The sequence below is a fragment of the Pirellulaceae bacterium genome (assembly GCA_019636385.1).
Taxonomy (GTDB): domain Bacteria; phylum Planctomycetota; class Planctomycetia; order Pirellulales; family Pirellulaceae; genus Aureliella.
Window position 1 is genome coordinate 23,675 of sequence record JAHBXT010000006.1, and the last position, 26,610, is coordinate 50,284.

At 56.3% G+C, this 26,610-nt stretch carries 19 protein-coding genes and 1 other RNA gene; 14 read left to right on the forward strand and 6 right to left on the reverse strand.

Annotation, left to right across the window (positions count from 1 at the left end):
• Positions 1-2 precede the first annotated feature (2 nt).
• The 6 genes from KF752_19190 (at position 3) to rpoN (ending at position 6,354) form a co-directional block, all read left to right on the forward strand.
• Complete coding sequence (locus tag KF752_19190) at positions 3-1,427, forward strand: hypothetical protein (protein MBX3423688.1); 1,425 nt, start codon at positions 3-5, stop codon at positions 1,425-1,427.
• Positions 1,428-1,538: 111 nt separating this feature from the next.
• Positions 1,539-1,633, forward strand: an RNA gene (gene ffs, locus KF752_19195) — signal recognition particle sRNA small type.
• Positions 1,634-1,801: 168 nt separating this feature from the next.
• Positions 1,802-3,538, forward strand: a complete 1,737-nt coding sequence (dnaX, locus tag KF752_19200) for a DNA polymerase III subunit gamma/tau (protein MBX3423689.1) — start codon at positions 1,802-1,804, stop codon at positions 3,536-3,538.
• 161 nt (positions 3,539-3,699) lie between these two features.
• Positions 3,700-4,044, forward strand: coding sequence for a YbaB/EbfC family nucleoid-associated protein (locus tag KF752_19205; protein ID MBX3423690.1), 345 nt, complete (start codon positions 3,700-3,702; stop codon positions 4,042-4,044).
• Positions 4,045-4,067: 23 nt separating this feature from the next.
• On the forward strand, positions 4,068-4,667 hold the full coding sequence (gene recR / locus KF752_19210) for a recombination mediator RecR (protein ID MBX3423691.1): 600 nt from the start codon (positions 4,068-4,070) through the stop codon (positions 4,665-4,667).
• Positions 4,668-4,842: 175 nt separating this feature from the next.
• Complete coding sequence (gene rpoN / locus KF752_19215; GenBank protein MBX3423692.1) at positions 4,843-6,354, forward strand: RNA polymerase factor sigma-54; 1,512 nt, start codon at positions 4,843-4,845, stop codon at positions 6,352-6,354.
• Between the two features lie 147 nt (positions 6,355-6,501).
• Here rpoN and KF752_19220 read toward each other — a convergent pair whose 3' ends face one another.
• Entirely contained in the window at positions 6,502-6,813 is a 312-nt protein-coding gene (locus tag KF752_19220) for a Rieske (2Fe-2S) protein (protein ID MBX3423693.1), read from the reverse strand.
• Positions 6,814-6,845: 32 nt separating this feature from the next.
• The gene (locus KF752_19225; protein ID MBX3423694.1) at positions 6,846-7,175 is read right to left on the reverse strand and encodes a divalent-cation tolerance protein CutA; all 330 of its coding nucleotides are present in this window, start codon (positions 7,173-7,175) and stop codon (positions 6,846-6,848) included.
• A gap of 287 nt (positions 7,176-7,462) precedes the next feature.
• On the opposite strand from KF752_19225, the gene KF752_19230 reads away from it, so the two are divergent.
• Positions 7,463-8,155 carry an SOS response-associated peptidase gene (locus KF752_19230; GenBank protein MBX3423695.1) on the forward strand — a complete coding sequence of 231 codons (693 nt, stop codon included), beginning with the start codon at positions 7,463-7,465 and terminating at the stop codon, positions 8,153-8,155.
• A 56-nt stretch (positions 8,156-8,211) separates the two neighbouring features.
• Here KF752_19230 and KF752_19235 read toward each other — a convergent pair whose 3' ends face one another.
• Together KF752_19235 and KF752_19240 are read right to left on the reverse strand one after the other, a co-directional pair.
• On the reverse strand, positions 8,212-9,546 hold the full coding sequence (locus KF752_19235; protein MBX3423696.1) for a DUF1552 domain-containing protein: 1,335 nt from the start codon (positions 9,544-9,546) through the stop codon (positions 8,212-8,214).
• 74 nt (positions 9,547-9,620) lie between these two features.
• Positions 9,621-13,799, reverse strand: coding sequence for a DUF1592 domain-containing protein (locus tag KF752_19240; protein ID MBX3423697.1), 4,179 nt, complete (start codon positions 13,797-13,799; stop codon positions 9,621-9,623).
• Between the two features lie 241 nt (positions 13,800-14,040).
• On the opposite strand from KF752_19240, the gene KF752_19245 reads away from it, so the two are divergent.
• Positions 14,041-14,859: a fumarylacetoacetate hydrolase family protein gene (locus tag KF752_19245; GenBank protein MBX3423698.1), complete on the forward strand. Its 819-nt coding sequence runs from the start codon at positions 14,041-14,043 to the stop codon at positions 14,857-14,859.
• On the opposite strand, the gene xylA is transcribed toward KF752_19245, so the two are convergent.
• Positions 14,843-16,153 carry a xylose isomerase gene (gene xylA, locus KF752_19250; GenBank protein ID MBX3423699.1) on the reverse strand — a complete coding sequence of 437 codons (1,311 nt, stop codon included), beginning with the start codon at positions 16,151-16,153 and terminating at the stop codon, positions 14,843-14,845. The two genes, KF752_19245 and xylA, sit on opposite strands and share 17 nt — an antisense overlap.
• A gap of 344 nt (positions 16,154-16,497) precedes the next feature.
• Between xylA and ruvC the strand changes: the two genes are divergently transcribed.
• Both ruvC and KF752_19260 read left to right on the forward strand, forming a co-directional pair.
• Positions 16,498-16,995 (forward strand): crossover junction endodeoxyribonuclease RuvC, encoded by a 498-nt coding sequence (ruvC, locus tag KF752_19255; GenBank protein MBX3423700.1) that lies wholly within the window; start codon positions 16,498-16,500, stop codon positions 16,993-16,995.
• A gap of 15 nt (positions 16,996-17,010) precedes the next feature.
• Positions 17,011-17,640, forward strand: a complete 630-nt coding sequence (locus tag KF752_19260) for a Holliday junction DNA helicase RuvA (GenBank protein ID MBX3423701.1) — start codon at positions 17,011-17,013, stop codon at positions 17,638-17,640.
• On the opposite strand, the gene KF752_19265 is transcribed toward KF752_19260, so the two are convergent.
• Entirely contained in the window at positions 17,637-17,879 is a 243-nt protein-coding gene (locus KF752_19265; protein MBX3423702.1) for a hypothetical protein, read from the reverse strand. The two genes, KF752_19260 and KF752_19265, sit on opposite strands and share 4 nt — an antisense overlap.
• A gap of 431 nt (positions 17,880-18,310) precedes the next feature.
• Here KF752_19265 and KF752_19270 point away from each other — a divergent pair, with 431 nt between their 5' ends.
• The 4 genes from KF752_19270 (at position 18,311) to KF752_19285 (ending at position 26,554) form a co-directional block, all read left to right on the forward strand.
• Complete coding sequence (locus KF752_19270; GenBank protein ID MBX3423703.1) at positions 18,311-21,805, forward strand: tetratricopeptide repeat protein; 3,495 nt, start codon at positions 18,311-18,313, stop codon at positions 21,803-21,805.
• Between the two features lie 418 nt (positions 21,806-22,223).
• On the forward strand, positions 22,224-23,177 hold the full coding sequence (locus KF752_19275) for a MotA/TolQ/ExbB proton channel family protein (protein MBX3423704.1): 954 nt from the start codon (positions 22,224-22,226) through the stop codon (positions 23,175-23,177).
• 13 nt (positions 23,178-23,190) lie between these two features.
• The gene (locus tag KF752_19280) at positions 23,191-23,601 is read left to right on the forward strand and encodes a biopolymer transporter ExbD (GenBank protein MBX3423705.1); all 411 of its coding nucleotides are present in this window, start codon (positions 23,191-23,193) and stop codon (positions 23,599-23,601) included.
• A gap of 139 nt (positions 23,602-23,740) precedes the next feature.
• Positions 23,741-26,554 carry a hypothetical protein gene (locus KF752_19285; protein ID MBX3423706.1) on the forward strand — a complete coding sequence of 938 codons (2,814 nt, stop codon included), beginning with the start codon at positions 23,741-23,743 and terminating at the stop codon, positions 26,552-26,554.
• The last annotated feature ends 56 nt before the right edge of the window (positions 26,555-26,610 follow it).

Genomic DNA, 26,610 nt, shown 5'->3' on the forward strand with positions numbered 1-26,610 from the left:
ACATGAGCGATCATTGGAAATCATTAGCGGATCGACTTGGGTCGCCGCGCGTTGAACCTTCGGTTAGGTACGTTCCAGAGGACACCTCGTCTGCGGTGGCTTCGCCCGGTACGTCGGCGTCAGTACCGACGCCGACCAATGATGCCAAGTCAGCCGCGCCACTCCAGCCGGAGGGGGACGCTGCGGATTCTACGGTCGGTAAGGCCCAGCGGGCTATGGCAAGCAAGGAAGACAAGGTCATGGAAAAACCGCGCCGAAAGTCGTCGTGGGAAAAGCTGGCTGGTGTGTTCGGACTGGGCGGGGTTTCGTCGCAGCGTGCAGACGATGCGCCGGATGAGACCTCCACTGGCGATGAAGCGCCGGCGGCGGAATCGACAACGCCACGTCACGCTGTAACTGGTGAGCGTGCCGGTGAGGGACGAAGCGATCAGCGTCGTGGGCAGTCGGCTGGTCCAAGAGACAGAGCGCCGCAGTGGCGTTCTGGCCGCGACGATGATGCAGCCAAGCAAGAGTTCGGCCAGTCGACATTGGGTAATGAGCCCCATAGCTTGGGTGACGCACAGGCGGTGACGGAGGCTGGTGATGATGCAACAGAGGCCGATTCTCGCCGGCCTCGCTCACGGCGTGGCAGACGCGGACGCGGTGATGGGCGACGATTCGACAGAGATTTGCCGTCCGACGATGCCTCCCAGAGCGGTTCGCAGGAATCGTCCAAGCCAGTTGCCCGTGATCCTTGGTCAAGCCTCTTGAATGCAGAAGCCGATCGAGGCAGCGCCGATCGAGATGATGTTGAAGTTGTGTCCAGAGAACCAGTCGAAACAAGGTCGGGGCGTGGGCAGGGGCATCGCGATGCAGAGGAGGGCTCAGATCAGCCTCAACGACGTTCGTCGCGCCGGAGGCGTGGGCGTGGTCGCGATCGTGATCAAGGACCGGACCGAGGGGGCGACGAAAGTACTGTAAACAGTGAACGTCCTGCGCGTCGGTATCGCGATGAACCTGGAGCTGATGTGCGGGATGACCATCGTCGGCAGGCAGCGCCAGAGGACATGGACGATCTGGATGACGAAAATGAGGATCTGCGTGATGATCAGTTGCGCAGCGCAGGTGATGCTCCGGGCGAAGTATCCGAATCTCCCGAGGGGCGTGGGCGCAGGCGTCGTCGTCGGCCGCGTGGTGGGTCGCGATCCGGCAGAGGTTATACGCCAGAGCAACCGGTTGAAGCTGAAGAATCAGCCGGATCGGTGTCGGATGAAATTGATAATTCTGATGTTGCTGATGACCCAGACGCTGACGATTCCAGTGCGGAGAAGCATCGCAACATTCCGACCTGGGACGATGCGTTGATGCCTATGATTCAAGCCAATATGGATAATCATCGTCGTGGCGACAGTCGCGGCTCGCGTGCCCGACCCAAAGGTCGCCGTTAAAGGTAGCCAACGTAGTTACATTGCAATCTGCTAGTCTCTGGGACTGACAGCCAACGCTGGCGGTGTTAGAATCCAGACTGCTGAGAATGAGCGCGTGACAATGTTCTGCTCGCCAGTGGCTCTCGCGAGGGGGAGCCGTGAACCTGGTCAGGACTTAAGTGGAGCAGCCATAAGCGGGGTACTCTTGTGCGAGAGCCGCTGATGGGCAGAGCGTTGTCCCTAAGCCGTCTCATGGGCGGTGTCGTTTGACAAGTGGTGCCTGTGGACTGTGGTCAGGGCGCTAGTCAATTCGACAGGTAGTTGCTGAATCTGGAGCGTAGGTTGCCTTGGACGACTCAATCGATCCTTCGACAGTTCAGCCGACCTACACGGTGGTGGCACGCCGCTATCGCCCGAAGTCGTTTGACGAACTGATTGGCCAGGAACACGTATCGCAGGCGCTAGCCACGGCGATCGCCAGCGGCCGCGTCGGCCACGCATATCTATTTACCGGGGCTCGCGGAGTCGGGAAGACTTCCACGGCACGTATCTTTGCCAAGGCACTGAGTATACCAGCCGGCAGCCCGCCGGAACTGTCCGAAGAGATCTCGGCGGCCATCGACTCAGGTGACGACATGGATGTCATCGAAATTGATGGGGCTAGCAATCGTCGCATCGAAGAGATTCGCCAATTGCGTGCCAATGTCAGCGTCCGTCCCAGTCGAGCTAGATTCAAGATATACATTATCGACGAAGTACACATGCTGACCAAAGAGGCATTCAATGCGCTGCTGAAGACGTTGGAAGAACCGCCCGAGCACGTCAAGTTTATCTTCTGTACAACCGATCCTGAGAAAATTCCTATTACAATTCTGTCTCGCTGCCAACGCTTTGACTTTGCACCAGTCAAGTTCGAGGCGATTCAGCAGCGACTTCTGGAAATTGCAGAGGCAGAGGGCTACCAGATCGAGCCAGCGGCGGTGGCGCTGCTGGCTCGCCGCGCGTCCGGTTCGATGCGCGATAGCCAGTCGTTGCTTGAACAGGTGATGAGCTTTAGCAGTGGCACGATCACAGCAGATCAAGTGCACTCGCTGCTTGGTACAGCCGACGAAGGCAGTCTGCTTGAAATCGTCGATGCTCTGTATCGCCAAGACGCGCTTCAAGCCATCTGCCGCGTCGAGCAAGCGGTTGCTTCGGGAGCTGACGCAGGGCAGGTGGCCGAGCAATTGCTGAACTACCTGCGCGATTTGATGGCCGTAGGCGTTGGTGGCGGCCCTGAGCTGCTGAAATTTGCCAATCCGATTAGCCATTCGCAGTTAGTGCAGTTAGCCACAGCTTGGGGGTTGCAAACCGTTCTGACCGCCATTCAGATTTTGGATGAAGCTCTGGTCCGCATGCGCTCCAGCGTATCGGCGATGACGCTCTTAGAGGTATCGCTAGTGCAAATCTGTCAGCTTCAGCAATTGACATCGATACCAGCATTGCTTGAGGCTCTGCGGACGCAGGGTAGCCAGAATTCCCCGCAAAAAAAAAGTTCAGTGATAACCCGGGCTGAGTCCAAAACGCTGCCGGTACAAGCCAAATTGGAGTCCGATGCATCACCAGCAAAAGCAGAGCTCGATACGCCGGTACCAACAGAATTGGCAACTACGTCTCAGTCGCCATTGGCGTTGTGGCAACAGGCAACGCGAAACATCGCAGGCATACTAGCGGACTATTGTAGCGTCGTGGAGGCGGTGGACGCCATCAGCCAGACGGCATGGCGAGTGGTCTTTCCGGCCGGAGCAACGCAGCCGCGTGACTATTGCGAACATCCGAGCCGCAAAGCAGAATTGTGCCGCGTGGTGCACGAGTGTACGGGCCGGGCTATCTCGCTGAACTTTGAAGTGCAGGCTGGGCCGCCACCCGCTGCGCCGGTTGTGGCGCCGACCGCGTCGAGCCAGCGCAACAAGCGGCAGCGCGAGGCAGCGGAGCATCCATTGATCAAAGTGATCTGCGAAGTGTTGCAAGCTGACGTCGTCCGCGTTCACGGCGACTCGCCACCGCCGCCATCAGCCTCGCCACACCTGAACAGCCGACAATCGACGCAAGCCAAACCAGTCGCAACCGCCAGCGCCAGCCATCAGTCATAGGTTGGGACAAGCGGAGCTGATGAAAACCGTATGGAAGAACACGAGAGTACCCCCAGAGCGCCCAGGAGCATTCAAGTGCAATAGGTTTGCACCGCCCGGGCCTACCACTTTCATTTTGTGTACCGTCTGACGACGGTAGCTACTACAGCCAAAAGCCAACTATGTTTAATTTTAAAAATCTGAGCGGTCTGTCGCAACTGATGATGAATGCCGGTTCCATTACCGAGCGTGTTCAGCAGATGCGCCAGAACCTGTCCGAAGAAGTGGCTACCGGCTCAGCGGCCGAGGGAGCAATTCACATCGAAGTGACCGGAGCGGGGGAAGTCCGTAAGCTGCTGATTCATGCCTCGTTGATTGAACACGGCGCGACCGATCAATTAGAGCAATTGTTGCCACAAGCCATCAACGAAGCGCTGGCCAAGGTGCGGCAGATGCACATCAGCAAAGTGCGCGAGCTGACCGGCGGGATCGACCTGCCCGGCTTGGATGATTTACTGAAAAGTTAAACAGCACACATGGTCGCGGGTGGATGAGCGAGAATTCAGCTTCGGTTCAAAACTTGATTGTTCAGTTGGGACGCTTGCCGGGTGTTGGTCGCAAGTCCGCAGAACGTTTGGCATATCACTTGTTGCGAGTCAGTCGCAGTGAGGCGCTAGCCTTAGCGGATGCTATTCGCCAAGTGCGCGAGAATACGCGCTACTGTAGCGCTTGTTATAACCTGGCCGAGGGTCCATTGTGCGGCATTTGCAGCAATCCAAGCCGTGATTCGCAGCGACTGTGCATCGTCGAACAACCTCAGGATTTGATGGCGCTGGAGCAGACCGGTGCTTATCGGGGCCTGTATCATGTGCTACTGGGACGAGTGGCTCCACTGGAAGGAATCGGCCCAGACCAGCTGACCATTGACGCGTTGGTCGAGCGCGTGCGGCGCGGAAACTTTGCTGAAGTGGTCATGGCCACCAACCCAACTGTCGAAGGGGACGGGACCGCGCTGTATATTACCAATCAACTCGCCGAATTCCCTGTGTTGATGACGCGATTGGCGCGAGGGATCACTGTCGGCAGCGTGCTAGAGCACACCAATCGCGAAATTCTAACCGACGCCATTCAAGGGCGGCAGAAACTTTAGCCTTCTACCCAGTCTGCCAGCGCGGTAATCAACTCGGAATCACTGCACGAATGTCGATTTGCTGGTAGAATTCTACCAGTCCTCATCGTTGGCGACGATTTCGTTCGATTAGCTGAGCAATTGAAGAGCCTCGCACGTGGTGAACAGTTAAGGGTTGCTACAAGGTAGTGTTGTCATGCGCATGTCCTTTGGAATGGAAGCACGCCAACTGCAGACGCAGAAGCTGGCTCCGAAGATGATCCAGTCGATGGAGATTCTTCAGTTGCCCATGCTGGCGTTGCAGGAGCGGGTCGAGCAGGAGTTGACCGAAAACCCCATGTTGGAGGTTCAGGAGGAGGAGCTTCCGCCAGTCGAAGCCGAAGACGAGGAGCCCGATCCGAACCGACCGACAGAAGACGAACGTGAATTAGTCGTCCGGGACGATCAGTCTAATGCTGAAGACTTCGAGCGTCTGGCCAACATGGACAGCGATATGCCTCAGAACTTCGACGACTTTCGCACTAGCGCCAATCGTCAACAAGAGGCTCAAGATCGCCAGCATGATCTGATGGCAAATGCCACCGAACGACCTGAGTCGCTGAACGATTATTTGATGCACCAATTGTCCGAGCTGGATATTGATTCTGACATCGAACAGATTGCTGAACGCATCATCTCAACGCTCGATGCCCGCAATGGCGGATACTTTAAGACTAGCCTTCGTGAACTGCTGCCCAAGGAGTATTCGGCCCAAGATTTTGAACGAGCCGAACAAGCCTTGAAAGTCGTGCAGTCGCTGGAGCCTGCAGGCATTGCGGCTCGCGATCTGCGCGAGTGCTTGTTGAATCAATTGCATGCGGAGATGGATTTCTACGAAGAGCTGCAGATTCTGATTCGCGACCACTTGGAGGACTTGGCCGAAAACCGGCTGCCGTTGATCGAAAAGAAGACCGGACTGTCCATCCAACGCATTCAACAGGCCAAGGCCGAATTTCACCATTTGAATCCCAAGCCCGGCGCAGCCTTCTTGGAGACCTACGTCCAGGTGGTCAGTCCCGACGTGGTAGCCGAACAATCCCCGGAGGGGAATTATGTGGTCCGCCTGGAGGATGACCGCATCCCACAACTGCGAATCAGTGACTATTACCGCAGCCGACTGGAAGACCCCAAGGCGACTCAGGAAGAAAAGGACTTCATCCGCCGCAAGATAGAATCCGCCTCCTGGTTGATTGAAGCGATCAAGCAACGTCGCAGCACCGTCAGCCGAGTGGCACAAGCGATTCTGGATCATCAACGCAAGTTCCTGGATTTAGGCCCCGAGCATCTTGAGCCCTTGAAGATGCAGCAGATCGCTGACGTCGTCGGTGTGCACGTCACCACCATCAGCCGTGCGGTTGACGATAAATGGATTCAAACGCCGCGTGGTATCTTTCCGTTGAAGCGGTTTTTTGTCCACGGTACGCGCAGCGAGGATGGTGACGATGTAGCCTGGGAAACCGTACGTCTGAAGTTGATCGAACTGATTGAGAAGGAAAGCAAGGAAAACCCGCTCAGCGACGACGACTTAGCCATCGAACTGTCCAAATTGGGGATGACCATCGCGCGCCGCACGGTTACCAAGTATCGCAAGCGTTTGGGCATCCCCAGCAGTCGTCAGCGCAAGGACTGGTCGATCGTCAAGCCAGCTCAAGATTCAGAAGATGCCTAGTGTACTAACTGCGCCACTAGCTTTTTGTGTCTATCTGGCTGGTGGTAACTGTGGGCTCGCGGTAGCTACGTTCGCCAGAGCGTGGTCCTGATGCTATGGCGGCTGTTTCGGCGCTCTGGCACGCCTAGCGCACGAACACCCTACCGGTTAATCATCAATCCGTATCCACACCTCATCACCACGCAACTCAACGGCGAAGCACTCCAGCATCGGCTTTTGAGTCAGCAGATTAACTCCGCTGCGAATATCGTATTGCCATCCGTGCCATGGACAGGTAACGCAGTGGCCATCGACGGTTCCCTTGGCGATAGGACCTCCCTGGTGAGCGCAAATTCCGTCGACAGCCAAGGCGCTGTCACCTACGCGGAAGATGGCCACCACCCGTCCCTCGACCAGGAATTCCCTGCCCTGTCCCTCGTTGAGTTCCGACAGCATGCATAGCTTGGCAAAATCGCCCACAATTCAGTTCTCCTAGGGACTCGCAGTCGCGTCTATGAACAATCATCCGCACGGACTTGTTGAGACAGCCACTGAGCGTACTCCGACGAGGAATCGCACTCGGTCAGGACAAGTTCCGGTAATTCGTAGGGATGTCCCGATCGCGCCAGTTCCATCAGCGCTTCGCGCAGTGCTGGCGCTGTCTTGCAGGTCAAGCGATGTTCCGATTCACTGCATACTGTCCCATGCCAACGGTAGATGCTGCGGATTGGACCGTCGATTTGTACGCAAGCGGCCAGTCGTGATTCGACCAACAACTTGGCCAGTTGTTCAGCCTGCTCGGCCGTGCCGACAGTCGTGGTCAAACACATGATCTTCTGCATCGCCTCGCGCCTCTTCGCACAGTTCGCCAGCTAGGCCAGCGATAGATTTCATTTAACCGTGACATTACTCACGGACCACTCCGCTCGTCAAATTCTAGCGTGAAACTGAACCAACCGCAGGGCGAAATGGTCAGATTAGAACTTCTGGCAATCATTATCGATGAGCCAGAAATGTCAGGACTGAATCTTTCGCTGATCGTAGAATCAGCGGATTGCTCCAGCTTGCTTCGGCGGGTTGAGGTCAGGTACAACTGCTAAACTTACTCGACTGCAATTGGTGAATTTCGATGTGCGGACGATTGACACTCAAGACCGCGCCCGAATTGTGGGCGCAGATACTGTTGCCGTTTGGCTGTGAACCGGACCTACCTGGACCGTATCGGCCACGCTACAACATCGCGCCGAGTCAGTGGTTGTGGACCATCGCAACTGTTGGAGATCGACCAGCCATCATTCAAATGCGCTGGGGCTTATTGCCGAGCTGGGCGACGGAACTAGAAATTGGCAACCGGATGATCAATGCACGGCGCGAGACTCTGCTGGAGAAACGCTCGTTTCAAGAGCCGTTGAAGCATCGACGCTGTCTGATTCTGGCCGATGGTTATTATGAGTGGCGGATGATAGCGGCACGCTCCAAGCAGCCCTACTGGATTTCTGCCGCCAATGGCTCGCTGCTGCTATTGGCTGGTCTGTGGGAGCGGAATGTGCGAGCCACCGGGCGAGAGCTGATAAGTTGTACGATTATTACTACAGCTGCCAATTCAGCCATGTCTTCGGTACACGACCGAATGCCCGTACCGTTGGTTGGGCAAGCTGCCCAGCGTTGGCTGCAAACCGACTGTGAGGCTCAAGAGGCCTATGGGCTTCTGGGGCCGGTTGATGAGAGCTTTTTTCGAATGCAGCCGGTCTCCAGTTGGGTAAACAACGCGCGAAACGAAGGGCCGGACTGCTTGGCTGCGCCCGAAGGGGTTGATTCCTAGGCGCACGTATTTTCAGATATTGTTTGCAGAATACTCTGTTCGCAGTGATGCGGCGGCTAGACAGGCTGCCAAGTGTCGCTGTCGAGTTCGGAAAGTGGCTGCTGGGCATCCCCAAATTCGTTAGCGCGAATGCCGAAGCGGTGCAGCAGGCTCAGGTACAATCGACACATCTGCCGTTCGGGATGTTCCTTGTAGTCCAGAGTCTGGCCGGTGCGAACGGTGCCGCAGCCGCTACCCAGCATGACCATTGGCAACTGCGTTGCATCGTGGTGGCCATTCAACATGCTGGAACACATCAACAGCAATGAATGATCCAGCAGGTTGCCTTCGCCCTCGCTGATGGACTGCATACGGCCAGCGATGTAGGCCAGTTGCTCCAAGAAAAATTGATTGACCTTCAACCAGTCGTCCGAGTCGGTGTGTGACAGTAGATGGTGAATCATGTAATCGACACCCAGGTGCGGAAACCGCAGAGTGCCGTGATCATTGTTCAGCTTGAGGGTACACACCCGCGTGGTATCGGTTTGAAACGCCAGTACCAACAGGTCACTCATCAGCCGCATGTGCTCGACTATATCTTGCGGATAGCCGTCGGCTGGCCGGGGCATGTCGGGTTGGGTCAGCGTCGGTCGCCATCCCTGCAATTCGCCGCGCTGGCCGGCTTTTTCGATGCGTTGTTCGACTTCTCGTACTGAATTAAAGAACTCGTCCAAGGTCAATTGATCCGTGCGGCTGACCGAGCGCGACAGGTCATGCGCATCAGATAGAATTGCATCCAGTACACTTTGATCGCCGCGCTGGGCACCATCTTTGAACATGTGATCGAACGCCAAGGCTGGGTAGACTTCCAGCGGTGCCGGAGTGGTTGGACTACTCCAAGAAATATGCGAGCTGTACAGCATCGAATAATTCTTGTGTACCGCAGGGTTGGATTTTTCGCAGCCCAAGACAAGACTGGGCAATTTGGTTTGTTGACCAAGGTGCTGTGCGATCAACTGATCGACGCTTGTACCGCTACGTATGGTACCACCAGCCGACAGCGGAGCGCCGGACAGCAGGTTGCCTGTCTGTGAGGAGTGGATATTGCCCTTGAGCGCCTCGGCGTTGTACAGCCCGCGAATGAACACCAGTTTCTCGCGGAAATCCTGCAGAGGGCTAAGCACTTGGCCCAATTCCATGTCCGCACCCTGGCCTTTGGCCCACCACTGGTGCGAATGAAAGCCGCAACCGCTAAACAAAATAGCCATACGCAGTGGCGGTTGATCGGTTGCCTGTCCGCTGGCAGCCGTGCTATCAGCGGCCATTGCGGGCAACGATTCCAGCCAGGGAAGCGCCATAGTGACTCCCGCGCCGCGCAGCAGAGTTCTCCGAGTGATTCGAGGTCGAGTCATGTTTGCCTCCCCTGTTTTATTAAAGCCTGCGCCGAGCGACGGTAGCTACTGGTTATTTTCCACTGGTCCCTGGCCTAATGATCGGTTGTTCCAAAGTCGGCTCCACGAATGTTGCGGAACTGCGGACTGGTAACAATTCTAGTGACCGCCGAGCTAAAACGATAATCATCTTTGGGTAACTGAGCGACCATTTCGTCCACCAGCGGTTGGTCGGACAATTGAACTTCGCGACCCAGTGCGTACCCCAACAGTTTACGACAAAAATTCCTCAGGAAGTCATGGCGGCGCTGATTGAGCAGATAATCTCGCAATCCAGGCAGTCCCTGGATGGCTTGTCCGTCAGCCAGTCGAGTGGCCGTGTCCACAGAAATGGGCCGTTGGTGGCCGATGGCGTCAAACTGCTCTAGCGCGAACCCATATGGGTCGATCTTGACGTGGCAACGCGCACAAGCCTGGACGGAGCTGTGCTGTTCGATCAGTTGCCGCTCGGTTAGTCCTTCAGGGGCCTCTTCGGGCAACACCGGCACGCCTGGGGGTGGTTTGGGCAGCCGCTCGCCAAGTACCGTTTCGTAGACCCAATTTCCGCGCAGTATCGGACTGGACCGCGAAGCTCCCGATTGGCTGGCCAAGATGGCGGCCATACCCAGCACTCCGCCCCGCCCTGCCCCGCGGATGGTGTCGATTCGCCGCCATTGGTCGTTGCCGATCGGCTGTCGCGTCCCACCGCTGGCCGAAGCGGAGTGAGCTGGCCATTGCAAGCCGTAATGTTCAGCCAAGGCTGGATCGACATAGGTATGTTCGGCACCAAGAATGTCCAGAATCGAACGGTCGTTGCGAAATAAATCCTCGAAAAACAAAACGGTTTCATCGGCCATCGACTGCCGCAATTGAGCAAATTGCGGAAACAGTCGCTCATTCTTGTCATTGGAAGTGGCAAAATCGCGGACATGCAGCCACTGACAGGCGAAATGAATTGCCAAACGCTTAGTAGCAGGGGCTTGCAGCATTCGTTGCGTCTGCCGAGCCAGTTCTTCGTCCCGAACAATGCTTCCATCGGCAACCGCCGTCAGCAACGGCTGGTCGGCAATGGAAGACCACAGAAAGAAACTCAAGCGATTGGCCAGTTCGCGGGCAGTTACCGCCACCGGCGTAGCGCCCTCCGGGACATGTTCTAATTTGTATAAAAAATCGGGTGACGTGAGCACGCGTACCAATACCAACCGCAGCGCCTCTTCGTGGGATATTTCGCTGTCCCGTAGCGACATGTACAGCTGCGTCAGCTGCTGGTGTTCGGACTTGCTTAGGGGACGTCGCCAGAATTTTTCAGCCAGATCAATCACTGCTGACAGGTGGCTGGGCTCGGCGTTCAGCTGTTGCTGTCGAAACGACTCGGCTCGCTGCCCAACAGACGCTTGCATGCCCTGAAATGGACCTACTAAATCCTGACGATCTTGCGTCGCGAATTGTATCAACTGTTCCAGTGCAACTACCAGTTGCAGCGGCTCTTGGCTAACAAAATACAGCTCGTCCCACAGACCGTTCAGTTCTGCCACTTGCGACTGGTCCAGCATCAAGTGCTCCAGCAGTTGATCTTCGCGATAAAACAGAGTCAGCGTGACCACTTCGTCGACGGGGACGATCCGCGAATAACACAAGGCCGGCGGAAAAAGCTCGCGAAATCGGCGGCATGATTCTGACCAACTCCGCTCGGCTGTGCTGCCGGGATGAACCAACAGTGGTGCATCGGTTGACATCGTTGGCTGCTGCGGCGGGCTTGAATGTACCTGAAATTGGACACTGGCTTGTGGATGCGACCGCTGGTCCAGTTTAACCGTGGTAACCAGCTCTGCGACTTCACAAAATTCGGCGGGTATGGAGTACTCAAGTGCCTGAGGGGCCCGTAGCGGCAGGTCTGTCGCATCTGAAGGACCTATTTGCGCGCGGGCAACGGCGATCCAATTCAGTGGGCCGCGCCAATCGAGTAGGCTGTGCGTAATTTGCTGATCGCTGCCCGCTAATTGGTCAGCGCGACCAGTCGATAACTGTTGACCGACTTCTGTCGCCAGCGTCAGCGACTCCTGGCCGGAGGTAGCGGCAGCCACCCATCGTCCCAACAATGAGTCGGCGGGAACTTGGGTACCTACATGTTGGTTGATGGGCGTCGAGCCAAAATGCCACACGTCCGCGTTGCCTCGGTGGTCTGGCAGCGGATTGCCGTTGCTAATTATATCGACGATTTCTGATGATAAATCCCAACTTTCATCCGCGCTATCCGACAAGTGCATCTTCCACTGGATTTCGGTCGTATCGCAAATATGATCGCCGGCGTGCGGCCCGACAGATAGCACCAGTACATCGCCGACGGCGACTTTCAGCGGTTGTTCCAAGTGCAGTTCGTGCCTCTTGCCATTTTCCAGGTTGCCTGCGGACAACACGGAGAACTGGGATGCCGAGCGATGTTCCACGCGCCAGGCAATGCCGTTGCCACAGTTGCTGTCGGCGTCGGCGAGCAGTCCGCTGACAGTGATTGGTCCGGAGACTGGACTACGCCACGCGACGAAAGCCTCATGCGTTGGCGACGGATGTACGGTGACGCTGCGAGCCGGTATGGTGAGCGTAGCAATGGAGATTGACTGTGCAGTTGAGTTCGACAGAAGGCTGGGTGTCTGTTCGCTGCCCCAGCCGTTGAATCCTTCGTAGCCATGCAAGCGCGTCTGTTTCTGGGTGAAGTGACCCGTGATTTCGCGGTTTTGATCGCTGGCGACGCCCGTTAGGCGACTCCAGTTTTGCAAGAGTTCTAGGTTCAATCGCTCGGACTGTGCCACTTCACGGAGGCTGGCGCGCCGGTCTCGGGAGAACTGCAACGCGCTCAGATATTTGGCAGTTCGCGGCAGTTCACTAGCTAGCAATCGTTTTACTTGTTGTGTTACCTGTTGGACTTGTTGGAGTGGCAGTGAAGGTACCGGAGAGCGACCTTCGGCAGTCGCGAACTCAAGTCTGGGTTGCTCCAGAACGATCCAATCGCCGCTGTTGCCATCAGCTAGATCATGTGCGACTAGCCACACTGGAACCAGGCTGTTCTGCGAATCTGCAGCAGGCAGAAATTGACGTAGAGGCAAGCGCACGACCTGCTGACTGGCCAGCGGCGTTATCGGTTCCATCCATCGCGCCGGCCCGCCCTGCCGACCAACTTGACCAACCGGATTGTATTTCCACAACCATCGCTGAGCCGCCGCAAATCTTTCGACTAGGGCTGGCAACTGCTCAGGTTCGCAGGTCAACCACTGCCGGCGGAACTCAGCCAAAAGTCGATCGCTGGCCTGGTCGTCCTGAGTGGTTGGCTCATTTTCCAAAACTTGCCAGAGTGTGGTGAAATAGCGCAAGTTGAGCTTGTGCTGGCTTGCCACATCGACTGGCTGGATCTGACCACTGCGAAGTGCTTCACGAGCTTCAATCGCTGCACCCAGGTAGCGATCCAGCGGCAAGAGGCCATCTTGATTCGTCTCGAATTTAATCCCCTGAAGATCAACCGCCGTCCCGCCACCATCGGCCGTGAATTGGCGATAAAACTGCTGAATGCCAGCCAGCAGTTCGTCGGTCTGATCGCGTCGGGTGGTGTACCGCGAGAATCGGACTCCACGGGGTAGCAGCACCAAGTGATGCGCAATCTGTTTGGCTGCGTCCAGGTATTTTTGCACGAGCGCTGGCGACATGCCTTGTCCGCTAGCTACGTTTGTAAACCCTTCGCCAGCGGCACCATCCATGGGGAACTCGGCGGTCGGATCCAGGTCGGGGAGACCGGTGATGTCCTGAATCACATAGCTGTACTGTGCGTTGTCCAACCGTCGTAAACCGACCGGACCTGGATCGCCAGCCTGCGACAGCGCCTCGTGTGAAAGCATCCGCTCGATCCAGCGTCGCATCTGTTCGCGCTGTACGTCACTAGGCGCGGGCGATTCGGGCGGAGGCATGTCGCCGGTCTTGAGCACCTCCAATACCTTCTGCCAAGTTTTGACCTGTGTTCGTACGCTGGCCAGCGATGGAAATTGTGCGAGGTCGATCTCGGCTTCAGCGGAATCACCAGAATGGCACTCATAACACAGCTGCTTCAAGAGCGGCTGAACCTGATCGACCAGTTCGCGCTGGAGTAGAGCATCATCGGCCTGGGCCAAGCTGAAGACAGCGGTGCTCTGCCAGCACATAATCAGCACCAAGAAGCCCAGTAACTTTACTGGTGGCTGTAACATATTCATCGTGCGGCCGGTAAGATGCGCGGGTGGGATGGCGGCGGAAGGTATTCCATTTTATCACCTACGCGGCTCGACACCACCAAGTCGGCAGGCGAAACTGATGCAGTTTAGCTAAAGTAAGGTGAGCGACCAATAAAAATATACCGGTCGCCACCGTTACCAGACGGTGGAAACTCTGTTCCCCCATCATCTGGCCACGGACCACATCCAACACGTCGCCAAAGAGCCTGGAGTTCGCGTAGACATGAAAATCATTCGCTTTCGTTCGTCCTCAGGTGAGACCCAGTATGGTCAGTTGCACCCAGATGGCCGGGTGAGCCGTTTGGCTGGTGAATTACTAGGTGGGCTAACCGACACAGGTCAGACGCTGCAGGTCGAGAAACTGCTGGCGCCGCTTCAGCCGCCAGACATTATCTGCATTGGTCTGAATTATCGCCGCCATGCAGCAGAGGGCCACAAGCCGGTGCCGGATTTTCCAGTCGTGTTCATGAAGAATAGTGGCACCCTGCAACATCCCGGCGAACCGATTATCCTGCCGCGCAGATTGATGAGCGATGCCGTTGACTTTGAGTGCGAGTTGGCCGTCGTACTGGCCAAAGAGTGCTACAACGTATCGCGAGCCGATGCGCTGAGCTACGTGCTGGGCTATACCTGCGCAAACGATGTTAGCGCACGCGATTGGCAGATGAAGTATGGTGGGTCGCAGTGGTGTCGCGGCAAAACGTTCGCCACCTTCTGCCCATTGGGTCCATGCCTGGTGACCGCCGACGAGATTCCCAATCCCAATGCGCTGGGGCTACGTACCATCTTAAATGGCCAGGTCATGCAGGATTGGAACACCAACGACATGATCTTCGATGTGCCCACGCTGATTGAGTTTTTGAGCGGCAGTACTCGACTGGCGGCAGGCACGGTGATCCTGACTGGGACGCCGCACGGGGTCGGAGCAGCTCGCCAACCACCGGTGTACTTGCAGCCGGGAGATAGGGTGACGATCGAAATCGACGGCATTGGGTCATTGACCAATCCCGTCGTGGCTGAATCCCTTACAGGTAGCGATTGATCAGATTCTCCAGCATCTCCTGGCGGCCACTGGAATTGGGATCGGGCTGGCCCTTGTCTAACATGTAGCGTTCCAGCGTAGCTAGACTCTCCTGTCCCTTTTCGATGCGTTGTCCTAGCGGTCCGTCCCAACTACTGTAGCGCTGACGCACGAATTCACTTAGTTCGCCATCAGCGCGGATGGCCGCCGCGATCCGCAGGCCGCGCGCAAACGCATCCATGCCACCGACATGCGCGTAAAACAGGTCGAGCGGTTCAAAACTCTCACGACGCACCTTGGCATCAAAATTCACGCCGCCCGAGCCCAGGCCACCGTGCTTGAGAATCGCCAACATGCACTGCGTGGTGAGATAAAAATCTGTCGGAAACTGGTCAGTATCCCAGCCCAGCAGCAGATCGCCGGTGTTGGCATCGATCGAGCCCAGAGCGCCCTGATGCCCGGCGTAATCCAGTTCGTGCATCATCGTGTGACCTGCCAGGGTGGCGTGATTGGTCTCGATGTTCAGCTTGAAATGGTCTAGTAGGTCATAAGCCCGCAGAAAGTTCAAGCAGGCCGCAGCGTCTGAATCGTATTGGTGCTTGGTCGGCTCCTTGGGCTTGGGTTCGATCAGGAACGTACCGCTGAAGCCGATCTGCTTGGCGTAATCCACCGCCATGTGAAAGAATCGAGCCAAATGATCCAATTCGCGGCGCATGTCGGTGTTATACAGATTCTGGTAGCCTTCGCGGCCGCCCCAGAAAACGTAATTCTCACCCCCCAGCCGTTTGGTCACTTCCAGGCACTTCTTGACTTGAGCTGCTGCGTAGGCGAACACATCTACGTTACAACTGGTGGCTGCTCCGTGCATGAAGCGGGGGTGGCTGAAGAGGTTGGCGGTACCCCACAAAAGCTTTACGCCCGTAGCATGCTGATGTTCAGCCAGAGAATCGGCGATGCGGTCAAAGTTCTTGTGCGACTGAGCCAAATTGCCGCCTTCGGGCGCTACATCGCGATCGTGGAACGCATAGTAGGGCGCTTGCAATTTCGAGAAAATCTCGAAGGCAACTTCTACCCGGCGCAAGGCGTTATCCACACTTTCACTACCGTCGTCCCAGGGACGGACGGCGGTGCCGGGGCCAAATGGATCCGAGCCGACTCCGCGCATGGTGTGCCAATAGACCACGCTGAATCGCAGATGATCCTTCATCGACTTGCCTTCGATAATTTCGTCCGGGTTGTACCAGCGAAATGCCAATGGATTGCGACTTTGTGGGCCTTCGTACTCGATGCGCTTGATCTCAGGAAACTGTGCCATGTTCGTTGTGCCTGAACAGAATGAATCGTGGAAAGCTATTCTTAAAATCCTAATGTCATCACCAATCTGCGATGACTGACCGCCAGGTGCCAATGGGCATATGTCGCCAGTGGCGACGGCGTGAGCACAGTTGTAACCGCTCATTTAAGAATGCTCTAGCCGGGCTAATTGGCGGGGCGTTGAAAAACACGAGTCCACCCAGACTGCTGGGCTATGGTTTCGCAAAGTGCTTGGCATCGTATAATCAGTGGCTAGTCACGCGATGGTGAGCATGGTGGGCCTTCTAAGTTGGGCTGGTGCGGTTGAGAGAGTCGCCAGATGGTCCTGAAGGGAGTCAATTTCGGATGGTCGGACGGATTTTGGGCATAGATCCGGCGCTGCGCACCACCGGGTATGGCATCATCGATGTTGATGGCAATAAGATTCGGTTGGTCGACGCGGGCGTCATTCGCAGTACGGCACAACTCCCATTGGAGCAGCGACTGGCTGAGATTCATCAAGGAATCTGTGAACTGCTGAGCGAATACCAGCCGACCAGTTTGGCCATTGAAGAGTTGTATTCGCATTACGATCGGCCCACCACTGCCATCCTGATGGGACATGCCCGCGGCGTCATTTACTTGGCCAGCGCGCAAGCCAATTTGACAGTTCATGCCTACGCGGCCACGCAAATTAAGAAGACGCTGACGGGCAATGGGCATGCTCCCAAAGGACAAATGCAAATGGCCGTCAAACTGCAATTGGGGCTGCGCAGCGCTTTGGAACCGGCCGACGTGGCCGATGCCGTGGCCATCGCATTGACGCACTTTCACCTATCTAGTACCCAGACGCTGATCAAGTAAGCGAGATGTCTCCCGATGATTACCAAGATTCAAGGCAAATTGGTAGAATTGAACGAAGAGGTTGCCACGCTATCGATTCCGCCGATGGAATACGAAGTGTTAATTGCCGACTATGCGCGGCGGCATCTGCAAAGCCAAATCCACAAAGAGATCGTGCTGCATACGGTGCACTATCTGGATGGCAATGTGACTAGTGGCGGCAAGTTAACTCCGCGTCTGGTCGGGTTCTTGAGCACTCCGGAACGCGAGTTCTTTGATCTATTCTGTTCGGTCGATGGAGTGGGCGTGAAAAAGGCGTTGCGAGCCATGACGCAACCGGTTCAAGACATCGCCATCATGATTGAGCAGCAGGACGCTAAAGCCCTATCGACATTGCCCGGAGTTGGTCCGTCGACCGCCGAGCGAATTATTGCCAAACTGCGGCGCAGGATGCCGAAGTTTGCGCTGTTGGTCCGCCGCGAAATGCCGGCAGGGATGCAGCAGACGGATGGCGTGATTGAAGATACCTACCAAGCACTGTTGGCCCTGGGACATAACGAATCTGACTCGCGACAGTTGATCGAGCAGGCTCTGGCGGCTGGCGGTAAATTCAAGGACGTCGAATCCTTGATTCAAGCCATCTACAAACGCCAGTTCGGCGGCTAGGCAGCCGTTCGTTTCGGATTTCGTCTGGGACTGTTGGCCTGTTGTTTTCCAGCGTCGACCTGCTCGATATCCATGTTATTGGATGTGGTCGCCGAGGAGCCTGTGCCACGCGCAGCCTGATACAACTCAATCACTTTTTCGATGCGCAGGTTCAAATCATCCAGTTCGCTCAAAACCTGCTCTTGCCGCAGGTCCAAGCTTTTGAGCAATTCGAGTGCCTGAGCGCTGCCGTCTGCCATGGTTGAAGTCGGGATTCTTCAAGAGTGTAGTTGCGCGGGCTGAATGCCAGTGTGCCACCGTGGGAACCGTAAGAGCATCGTTCCTGCGGCGGGTGACAATCGACATTCATTGCAAAAAGGCGTGTTGCGCCTGTGAGGTAGGCTGTCCGCAAAGTGTCGGTCGTGCTGGAAGTGCGGGCTGTAGTGGCCACTGGACAGGAGTTGGCAGCTGGAAATGGATGAATTGCATGCAATTCGGTATCGATCAATGCGCATCAAGCTCGAAGATCGATGCTTTGAGCAACCGCTTTCCGAAAAAATTCAAATCTTTCGGCGATTCCTGCAATTCGCTACACTGAACCTCTCATTGCTAGTCCACAGCACGTCGCGCCTGCTATGGACTCGGGGCTGGACCATCCACTCATTTTGCAGTCGGCGGAAGATAGGACGTTATGTTCGCGCACATCTGGAATTGGAATTATCCATTGTTGGAGACGATGTCCCCGCGCTCTGACGAGCGCAGCCACAGGGGCTGCAGTTCCACGGGGCTACAGTCGGCGCGACTATCACGTGCCAGCGCGCGTCGCTACGAAATGCCTGGCTGTCGAGAACCTGACTATGGTGAGCGTAGCTGCCAGATTGGTTGGCTGATGATTGTGGCCGTAGTCGCCGTGTTGCAGGCCACGGACTGTTGTTGCGCCGAGCAGACTTCCAGCAAAAAGGCGTTGGCCTACTTTGCCAATGCAGCCGACTACCAGAACGGTGGTGCATTCGAATTGGCAGCTCAGGAGTGGGAGAAGCTGGTCGCAGAATTCCCCAACGAGCCGCAGTCAAGTACAGCTTGGCATCACCTGGGAATCTGCAACCTGCAACGCAGCCAACCGAACTATCAGCGCGCCATCGAAGCCTTTCGAGTTTCGCTGGAAGATAAGAAACTAGAGTTGCGTGGTGAATCGCTCATCAATTTAGCTTGGACATTGATGGCACAGGCCAAGCAACTTCCGGCTGATTCACCCCAGCGGACTCAAGAATTTCAAGAAGCTCGCGGACGATTCATCGAGTACTTGAAAGAGCATTCCGACGGTGGCTACGCTGACCAAGCGCTGCTGTACTTGGGCGACATCGAACATCTTTCAGGGAATCGTCGCAAGGCCATCGGTTACTTCAAACAGTTCCTGGAAGAAGACAGACTTGCCAAGTCTAGTTTGCGTCCCGACGCACTGTATGCCCTGGCGGTAGCCTACGAAGAGGAGGGGCAACTATTGGAAGCCGAGCGCCGCTGCCAAGAATTCTTGACGCAATACGGCAAGCACCTTCTGGCCAATGAAGTTCGGATTCGCATGGCTGATTTGATGGTCAAGTCCAACAAGTTGTCTGAGGCTGAATTAGTGCTGTCCCACATAACACTCCAGTCCGACAGTCAGATGGCAGACGTGGCCCTGATGCGCCGCGCTCGGCTGCGTGGCCAGGCCAAAGATGCTGTCGGAGCCTCGGAGCTGTACGCGACTTTGATCGATCAGTTCCCACAGTCTGCCCACCGCAATCAGGCGTTGCTATCGCTGGGGCAAATTGAGTTGCAAGCTGATAAACTAGAGCAAGCTGCCGTCCGATTTCGTCAGGTTTACGAGTCCGCTATAGCTTTGGCCGATACTGCTCAGGCTGCTGAGCAAGACAGTGGCAGGCGGCTGACAGAAGATAAGGTCGCTGCCGAGGCAGCACATTGGCTGGCCGTGACCCTTCTGCGGCAATCGCTGCCTGCCGAGGCAGTCGCATTCTTGGAGCAGGCTCAAAATCGCTTGCAAAACAGTCCAGAGCTTACTCGATTACAGTTGGACAACGCCGATGCGCTCTACGCAATTCAGGAGCGCCGGACAGAGGCTCGTAAGTTGTATGAAAGATTGGCAACTCAGTCGCCTGATTCCAGCTGGGCCCCGCAAGCGGCCTACGGTGCCGCCTTTGCGGCTCTGGAATTGGGGCAACCGCTGGCGGCTCAACAGTGGTCAGAGCGATTTCTGACGCGTTACCCCAACGATCCGCTACGATCGGACGTAGCTGCCGTAGCTGCCGAAGCGCTGTTGCAACAGGGACTGCACGCTGCTGCCGCTGAAGCCTATCAAAAACTGATCGATGTCGATCCTGAGCACTCGGACATCAACCACTGGAAATTGCGTCAGGCAATGGCGCACTATCTAGATGGAAAGTATCAACAGGCATCTCGGGATATGACCGAATTGGCAGAACAACTGAGCGATCTATCCAGTCGCGCGGAAGCTCAATTCATCGCCGGTGCCAGCCACTTGTTTCAGGAGCAATTGGACCAGGCAACCAAGCTACTGGAGGCCAGCCACCGTAGCGACGGCAATTGGTCTGGTGCGGCCGAAACGCTGTTGATGTTGGGTGAAGCCTATCAGCGTGGCGGAAACAATTTATCGGCTCGCGATACGTTTCAGCGACTATTGGCCGATTATCCACAATCACGACTCAAGGCACAGGTTCAGTACAAATTGGCGCAACTGGCTGCTGCCGAGGGAGATTTCACTAGTGCCATCCAGCAGTATCGGGATATCAATGTCAGCCCCGATGCCGCCAGCTTTCATAATTTTTCACTGTATGGAATCGTCTGGTGCTTGATGCAGCAGAATCTGCATCAACAGGCATATGACGAACTGCAGCCACTGCTGGCCAAGAATTTGCAGGATTCAATTGGCAGCGATGCCATCCTGGCCGAGGGGATTTGCCTACGCAAACTTGGACAGTCAGATCAAGCCGTCAAGGCCCTACAGCGGTTCTTAGATCGTAACCCACAGGGCATTTCACTCGCCAATGGCCTGTACGAATTCGGGTTGGCGCAAACGGCAATCAATCAATTGGCAGCAGCCAATCAAGCTTACCAACGGCTACTGACCGATGTACCGCATTATGCGGCTGCCGACAAAGTATTGTACGAGCTGGCTTGGAATCTGCATGACTTAGGTGACGTGCAACCGGCTGCTGAGAAATTTCGAGAATTAGTTAACCGCTTTCCGACCAGCGAACATGTAGCTGATGCCAATTATATGGTCGCTCAGCAGCTGTACGATTCCAATCAGTTCGAGGCCGCCCAAGCCATTTATCAGTCGGTGTTGACCCAATCTCAGGACGCGGACCTACGCGAAAAGGCCGCTTACAAATCGGGCTGGTGTGATTTTCAGTTGGCACGCTATGAGCAAGCCACCAGCGCCTTCGAACGCCAGACAACGGAATTTCCGCGCGGCAAGCTGGCTATCGACGGGCAATTTATGGTGGCCCAGTGCGCTTTTAAGCAGGACCGATTTGAACCCGCCTTGGCCGGTTTTCAACAAGTCCGGCAAGCCCTTGAGCAAACCAGCTCTGGCACCACGGACGCCAGTGCTGTGTCGCCTCAAGTTCGCACGTTGACCTACCTACACGGCGGACAATGCCTCAGCCAACTGAAGCGATGGGTTGAGTGCGAAGAGTGGTTAAATGTGGTTGTGCGCCAGCACTCGGATAGCCCCTATCTGCCAACGGCCTTGTTCGAGTTGGGATACTGCAAGCAGAGCCAAGGCAAACTGGACGAAGCGCGAATTCACTACAGCGAAGTGGCCAATAACTATCGTAATGAGGTCGCTGCCCGCGCTCGGTTCATGTTGGGGGAAATATTCTTCTCGCAGAAGGACTTCGTGAAGGCTATTCCCGAATTTCAGCGAGTCATGTATGGATTCGGTGGTGAAAAAGCACCCCAAGAGATTAAGAACTGGCAAGCCAAGAGCGCCTTTGAGGCCGCGCGTTGCAGCGAAGTGTTGCTCGACAGCCTTAGCGGCTCGGCTCGCACGAAGGTGGTGGACACCACTATTCAGTTTTACGAATTCTTGCTCGAAAAACACGCCAGCCATGAATTGGCTTCCAAAGCCCAATCGCGTTTGGGCGAGCTGCAAAAGTTGCGCTGATTTTGCGGCGATCGGTTAGGCAAACTGTGCCGATTGATTAGCGACAGTAATTCGTCGAGTGTGACCAGACGGGCTGACTTAGGATAGTATTCGGCTTCACAAATAGCTTGAAACCATGGCCCTGGCTTCTCGTGCCATAGGATTAGCCCCACGCCAATCTACCGATCCAATTCGAGGCTGAATTCAACCCGGCGATGCTGGTCTGAAAGGGCACATTGCGGATACAATGCTTGGGTAAGCGAGCGGCTGAATGTAGCTACGTTCGCCAGAGTGAGGGTGGCTTGTCCGCAAACAGAGTGTTCCACCGTCTGTCGACGGTAGCTGTGGTTGGTCGGCCCAACTTGTGATCGCGTTGTATGCCTTGAAGTGCTGTGTGGGTAGTCTGCTAATGATCGTTTTGCGCTGCAGGTTGATAGGAATGGTTGCAGCAATAGTCTGTCTGAGCGCAGACTTGCAACCGATGCTGCTCGCGGAGCAGGCACCGAGCGAACCGGATACTCCAGGAGCTATTATCTCACAGGCTCAGCTTGAATCGCTGGTATCCGGAGTTGATGTGCCTGGATCGACAACGCCGCAACGCGTGTCACTGACAGGTATGAATTTTTTGCGGCTGCTGATCGATGGCGGTGCGCTGATGATTCCCATTGGGTTGATGAGTTTGCTGGTGCTAGCCATCGCCCTGGAGCGCGGGCTGGCTCTACGCCGCAAACGATTGTTTCCGACTCGACTTCGCCGCGAGATTCGACGAGCCGTTGAAGATGAAGCGCCCCTCAGTCCGCCTGAAATCTATCGTTTCGCCGAAGTATTCCCGTCATCAGCCAATCGCGTGCTGGTTGATTTATTAAGCAAAACTGGTCGGCCCGTTCCAGAAATGGAAACTGTGCTGAGCGAAGGCATTCAGCGCGAGGCCGATCGGCTGTACGGCAATGTCCGCTGGCTGACTATGGCTGCGGCAGTCACACCGCTGCTGGGCTTGTTGGGCACGGTGTGGGGAATGATTATCGCCTTCTACAACACGACGCAATTGTCCAGTGGGTCGAATCGCGCAGAGTTCTTAGCCGAGGGTATCTACATCGCCTTGGTCACCACGTTAGCTGGTCTGGCAGTAGCCATTCCGGCTGCGATCCTGGCGCACTTCTTTGAAGGTCGCATCACCAAGAATCTCGGCATTGTCGAAGTCGAACTGCGGCGACTCATTCCGCGGCTGGAGGCACACGAAGGGCGAACGCGCTACGATATCAACGCTCGTGGCATTTCAGCACGGCCGATCGCGACAGGCGGTACCAATACAGCCACCGCAAATACGAGTGTGTCGGCTGCCGGTAGCGAATCGCCCAGTACCCCGCTGCGCGGTCCGAAGTTGAAGCTTTAGTCGAGGTGCGCAAGTGGCGATCAAACTCAAACATGGCCGCGCACTGGGGGCTCTCAGTTTGACCCCGATGATTGACGTGGTGTTTTTGCTGCTGATCTTCTTTCTGGTGGCCTCGCGCCTCAGTCAAGAAGCTCGCCAGTTGGATATCGCTCTACCTTCGGCGGCCAACGCCATGCCCATGACGGCCGAGCCACAAGAGTTAGTTGTGAACGTCGATCAAGTTGGCAAACTGTATCTGGAAAGCCGCGAGCTAGCGTTAGACCAGTTTGAGAGTTTTTTGCGACAGCAGGTCGCCGACAACCCGTACGGTCGATCGGTCATTATTCGGGCTGATCGCCGCGTTCCATTCCAAGCCCCCGTGGATGTTATGAACGTCTGTTTGAAGTTGGGTGTGCCCTACTCCGCTTCGATGGCCGACCAGTAAGGCGAGCGGCCAATTACAACATGACGGCCAATGCGAACATACCTGTAGCAAGATACATCCAATAGCCACCGTCGTCGGACGGTGGAGGCGCATTCTACCGACCGCGCCAGTGACGGTAGCTGCAAGTGATTGAGGCACAATGAGCGATTCACAGCTTGACGTTCTGAACGACGACGATTTGCCTGCAGAGGCCGCTGGTCGGCTGTCAGTCTGGTACCCCAACGTTGCACTCATCGCACTGGGGGCGACTGTGATCGCTCTGGCGTTTCAGGTTTTGGACTCCAGCGATGACCGAGTCGCCTATAATCCATGGACTTACGCTGTCTTGGTACCGGTTGCTCTGTTGTTGACTTCGACGCTACTCAGCACCGTGGTCAGTCGTCTGGTAGAACGTACCATGCAAGCGGCCTTTCTGGCCAGCCTGCTGGTACACCTTTTGGTGTTGAGCTACGCCAGCAACATTGCCATCTTCTCTAAAGCCTGGCCGGCCGCGCTGGATACCTTTGCCATGCAGCGCCAGCAACTCAAGCGACAATCGTTACAGGCTCGGCAGTACGTGCGCATTTCTTCGGTGCAGCAGTCCAGACAGCGCCCCGACTATTTGCGCCCGGTGCAAACCGAGCATACTGCCAGTCAGTCGGAACCGCAGCATTCGCAATCGTCAGCCGACCAGGTGCAGCGACAATCGCCTGTGCCGTCCGTTCCCTTACAACCCTCGGCCAGCGCCACCCGCATTCGTCGCGCCGCAATCGAAGATGTGATGCCGTCCGCTGCAGACGAGCCACTACTGCGCAGTGAATTGGAAAGGTCGCCGTTTGGTGAAATTGCCGCCCTCGAGTATGAAATTCAACCCGCTGAGGCTCCGCCAACACCCGCACCTATCGCGGCTGCCAATACTCTGGAACGTTATTCTTCAGGTCAATCCGGACCGGAGTTCAGCTCGCTCAGTCCACCAGAACCTCAGAGCACTCAACCGCCGAGCGCTAATCCACCAGGAATTTCAAATCGACTCCAGAAGCGGCAGTCTAGCTCAGCCGAACTATCCCTGCCGATCCCTGCCGAAGGGCACATTCCGCTAGCTAACACACGCAGCGTAGCCGGTGGACAACCCGGTCTGGCAGCCCCTAGTTCGTTGCCCGTGTACGGAACGGAATCGTTGACAGCCGAAGTGGCTGAGCTAACGCCGCTGCCTGATTCATCATTGCTGCAGCGCCCACGTGCTTCCACGCGCCAAGTCACTCAGGCACCGCTGGATAGCGGCGACACGCTGCGGAGCCCTGACTGGAACGGACTGCCAAGCTTGGCGTCCGGTCGATCGGGCCAGTCGCCATCGCGGCGAGCTCAGGCGCTGGCCGACGGTGATGCTGCTACCGAGGATATATCGCAATTGTCTGGTAGCGGCATGGCAATCGAGCGAACCGCACTCAGCGCTCCTGGTCCACTCGGCACCAAACACCCATCGGTTCTTGAACCAGAAAGTCTTAGCCATGCCGATGCGACGATTCAGGGTCTACAGGCCTCCCTGGCCGCCGTTGCACAGCGATCAACCGCTGTCGATGCTGTCAGTCGTCGCACTGAATTGGATCGCGAAGCGGCCCGCAGTTCTGCACAGTCGTTGGCCGAGTCCCATCGGGTCGGTGCTCCGGCGGACATACCCCGGCAGATTTTGCCCGCACTCGACTTGTCTACTGACGGAAGTGCCGTGGCGATCAGGCGATCCTCTGGACCCGGCTTTCGTAAAGCCGAATCGGTCCCGGCCTTGACGCCCTATGATTCGGCCGGTCCACTGCAGCGCAGCGATTTGGCAGGGCCGCAGATATCGACGACCGCTGTAGCCATGCCCAAGCCGGCGTTCCAGCAGCGGCTCGACCGGTTACAACAGCTCGATCCCCAGGACGAGACGTTGGCGGATCGACAGGTCGAGCTGGCCATTGAGCGCGGTTTGGCGTTCCTGGCAAACCATCAACGCACGGATGGTCGCTGGCGATTGCAAGATTTTGATACCGAAGTACTGATTCGCAGCGACACCGCCGCCACAGCTTTGGCCGTGCTGGCCTTTCAAGGCGCAGGCTATACGCATCTGCAATCGAAGTATGCGGTGCAGGTCGAAAAGGCATTGCGGTTTTTGGCCAGCCATCAGCAGCCCAGCGGCGATCTGTACCTGCCTCAAGATCCCGCCTCCGATCAAAACGCTTGGTTGTACTCGCACGCTATTGCGTCTCTGGCTGTCTGCGAAGCCTACGGCATGACGCAGGACGAGCAATTGCGCCCCGTAGCTCAGCGAGCTATTGACTTTATGGTGTCGTCGCAAGATCGACGTCGTGGCGGATGGCGTTATCGCCCGAATTTGGGTTCCGATACCAGTGTCAGCGGCTGGTTTATGATGGCATTACAAAGCGGCCGGCTGGCGGGGCTGAGTGTGCCGCAGGCCACACTCGAATCGCTAACGCAATTCACTGATACCGCCCAAGCCGGCAGCCAACAGCGGCATTTGTATCGCTACAATCCGTATGCTCTCGACAACGCCGAGCAAGGGCATGGGCTGCGCCCGACGGCGGTCATGACCAGTGTCGGATTGTTGATGCGCCTGTATCAAGGCTGGAATCGCGATCGCCGCGAGATGATCCAGGGCGTCGATTTTCTGTTGGAACATGCACCGCAGTTAGGCACAGCCGGCAAATCACTGCGCGACACCTACTATTGGTACTATGCCACTCAAGTCGTCTTCCACATGGGTGGCCAGCATTGGCAGAAGTGGCAGCAAACGCTCTATCCGTTGATGATCGACCATCAAGTCCAGGAAGGCCCCCATGCCGGCAGTTGGTCGCCTCACGACCCCGTCCCCGACCTGTGGGCGCGGTACGGTGGTCGCCTATATGTCACAGCGCTCAATCTGTTATCGTTAGAAGTCAGCTACCGCCACCTCCCCCTCTACGAAGCCACGGCCCGCTGAGTCGTGGTTGGACGTGTGCATCTGGCCAGCGAACTGGGGCATTGAAATGAACGGCG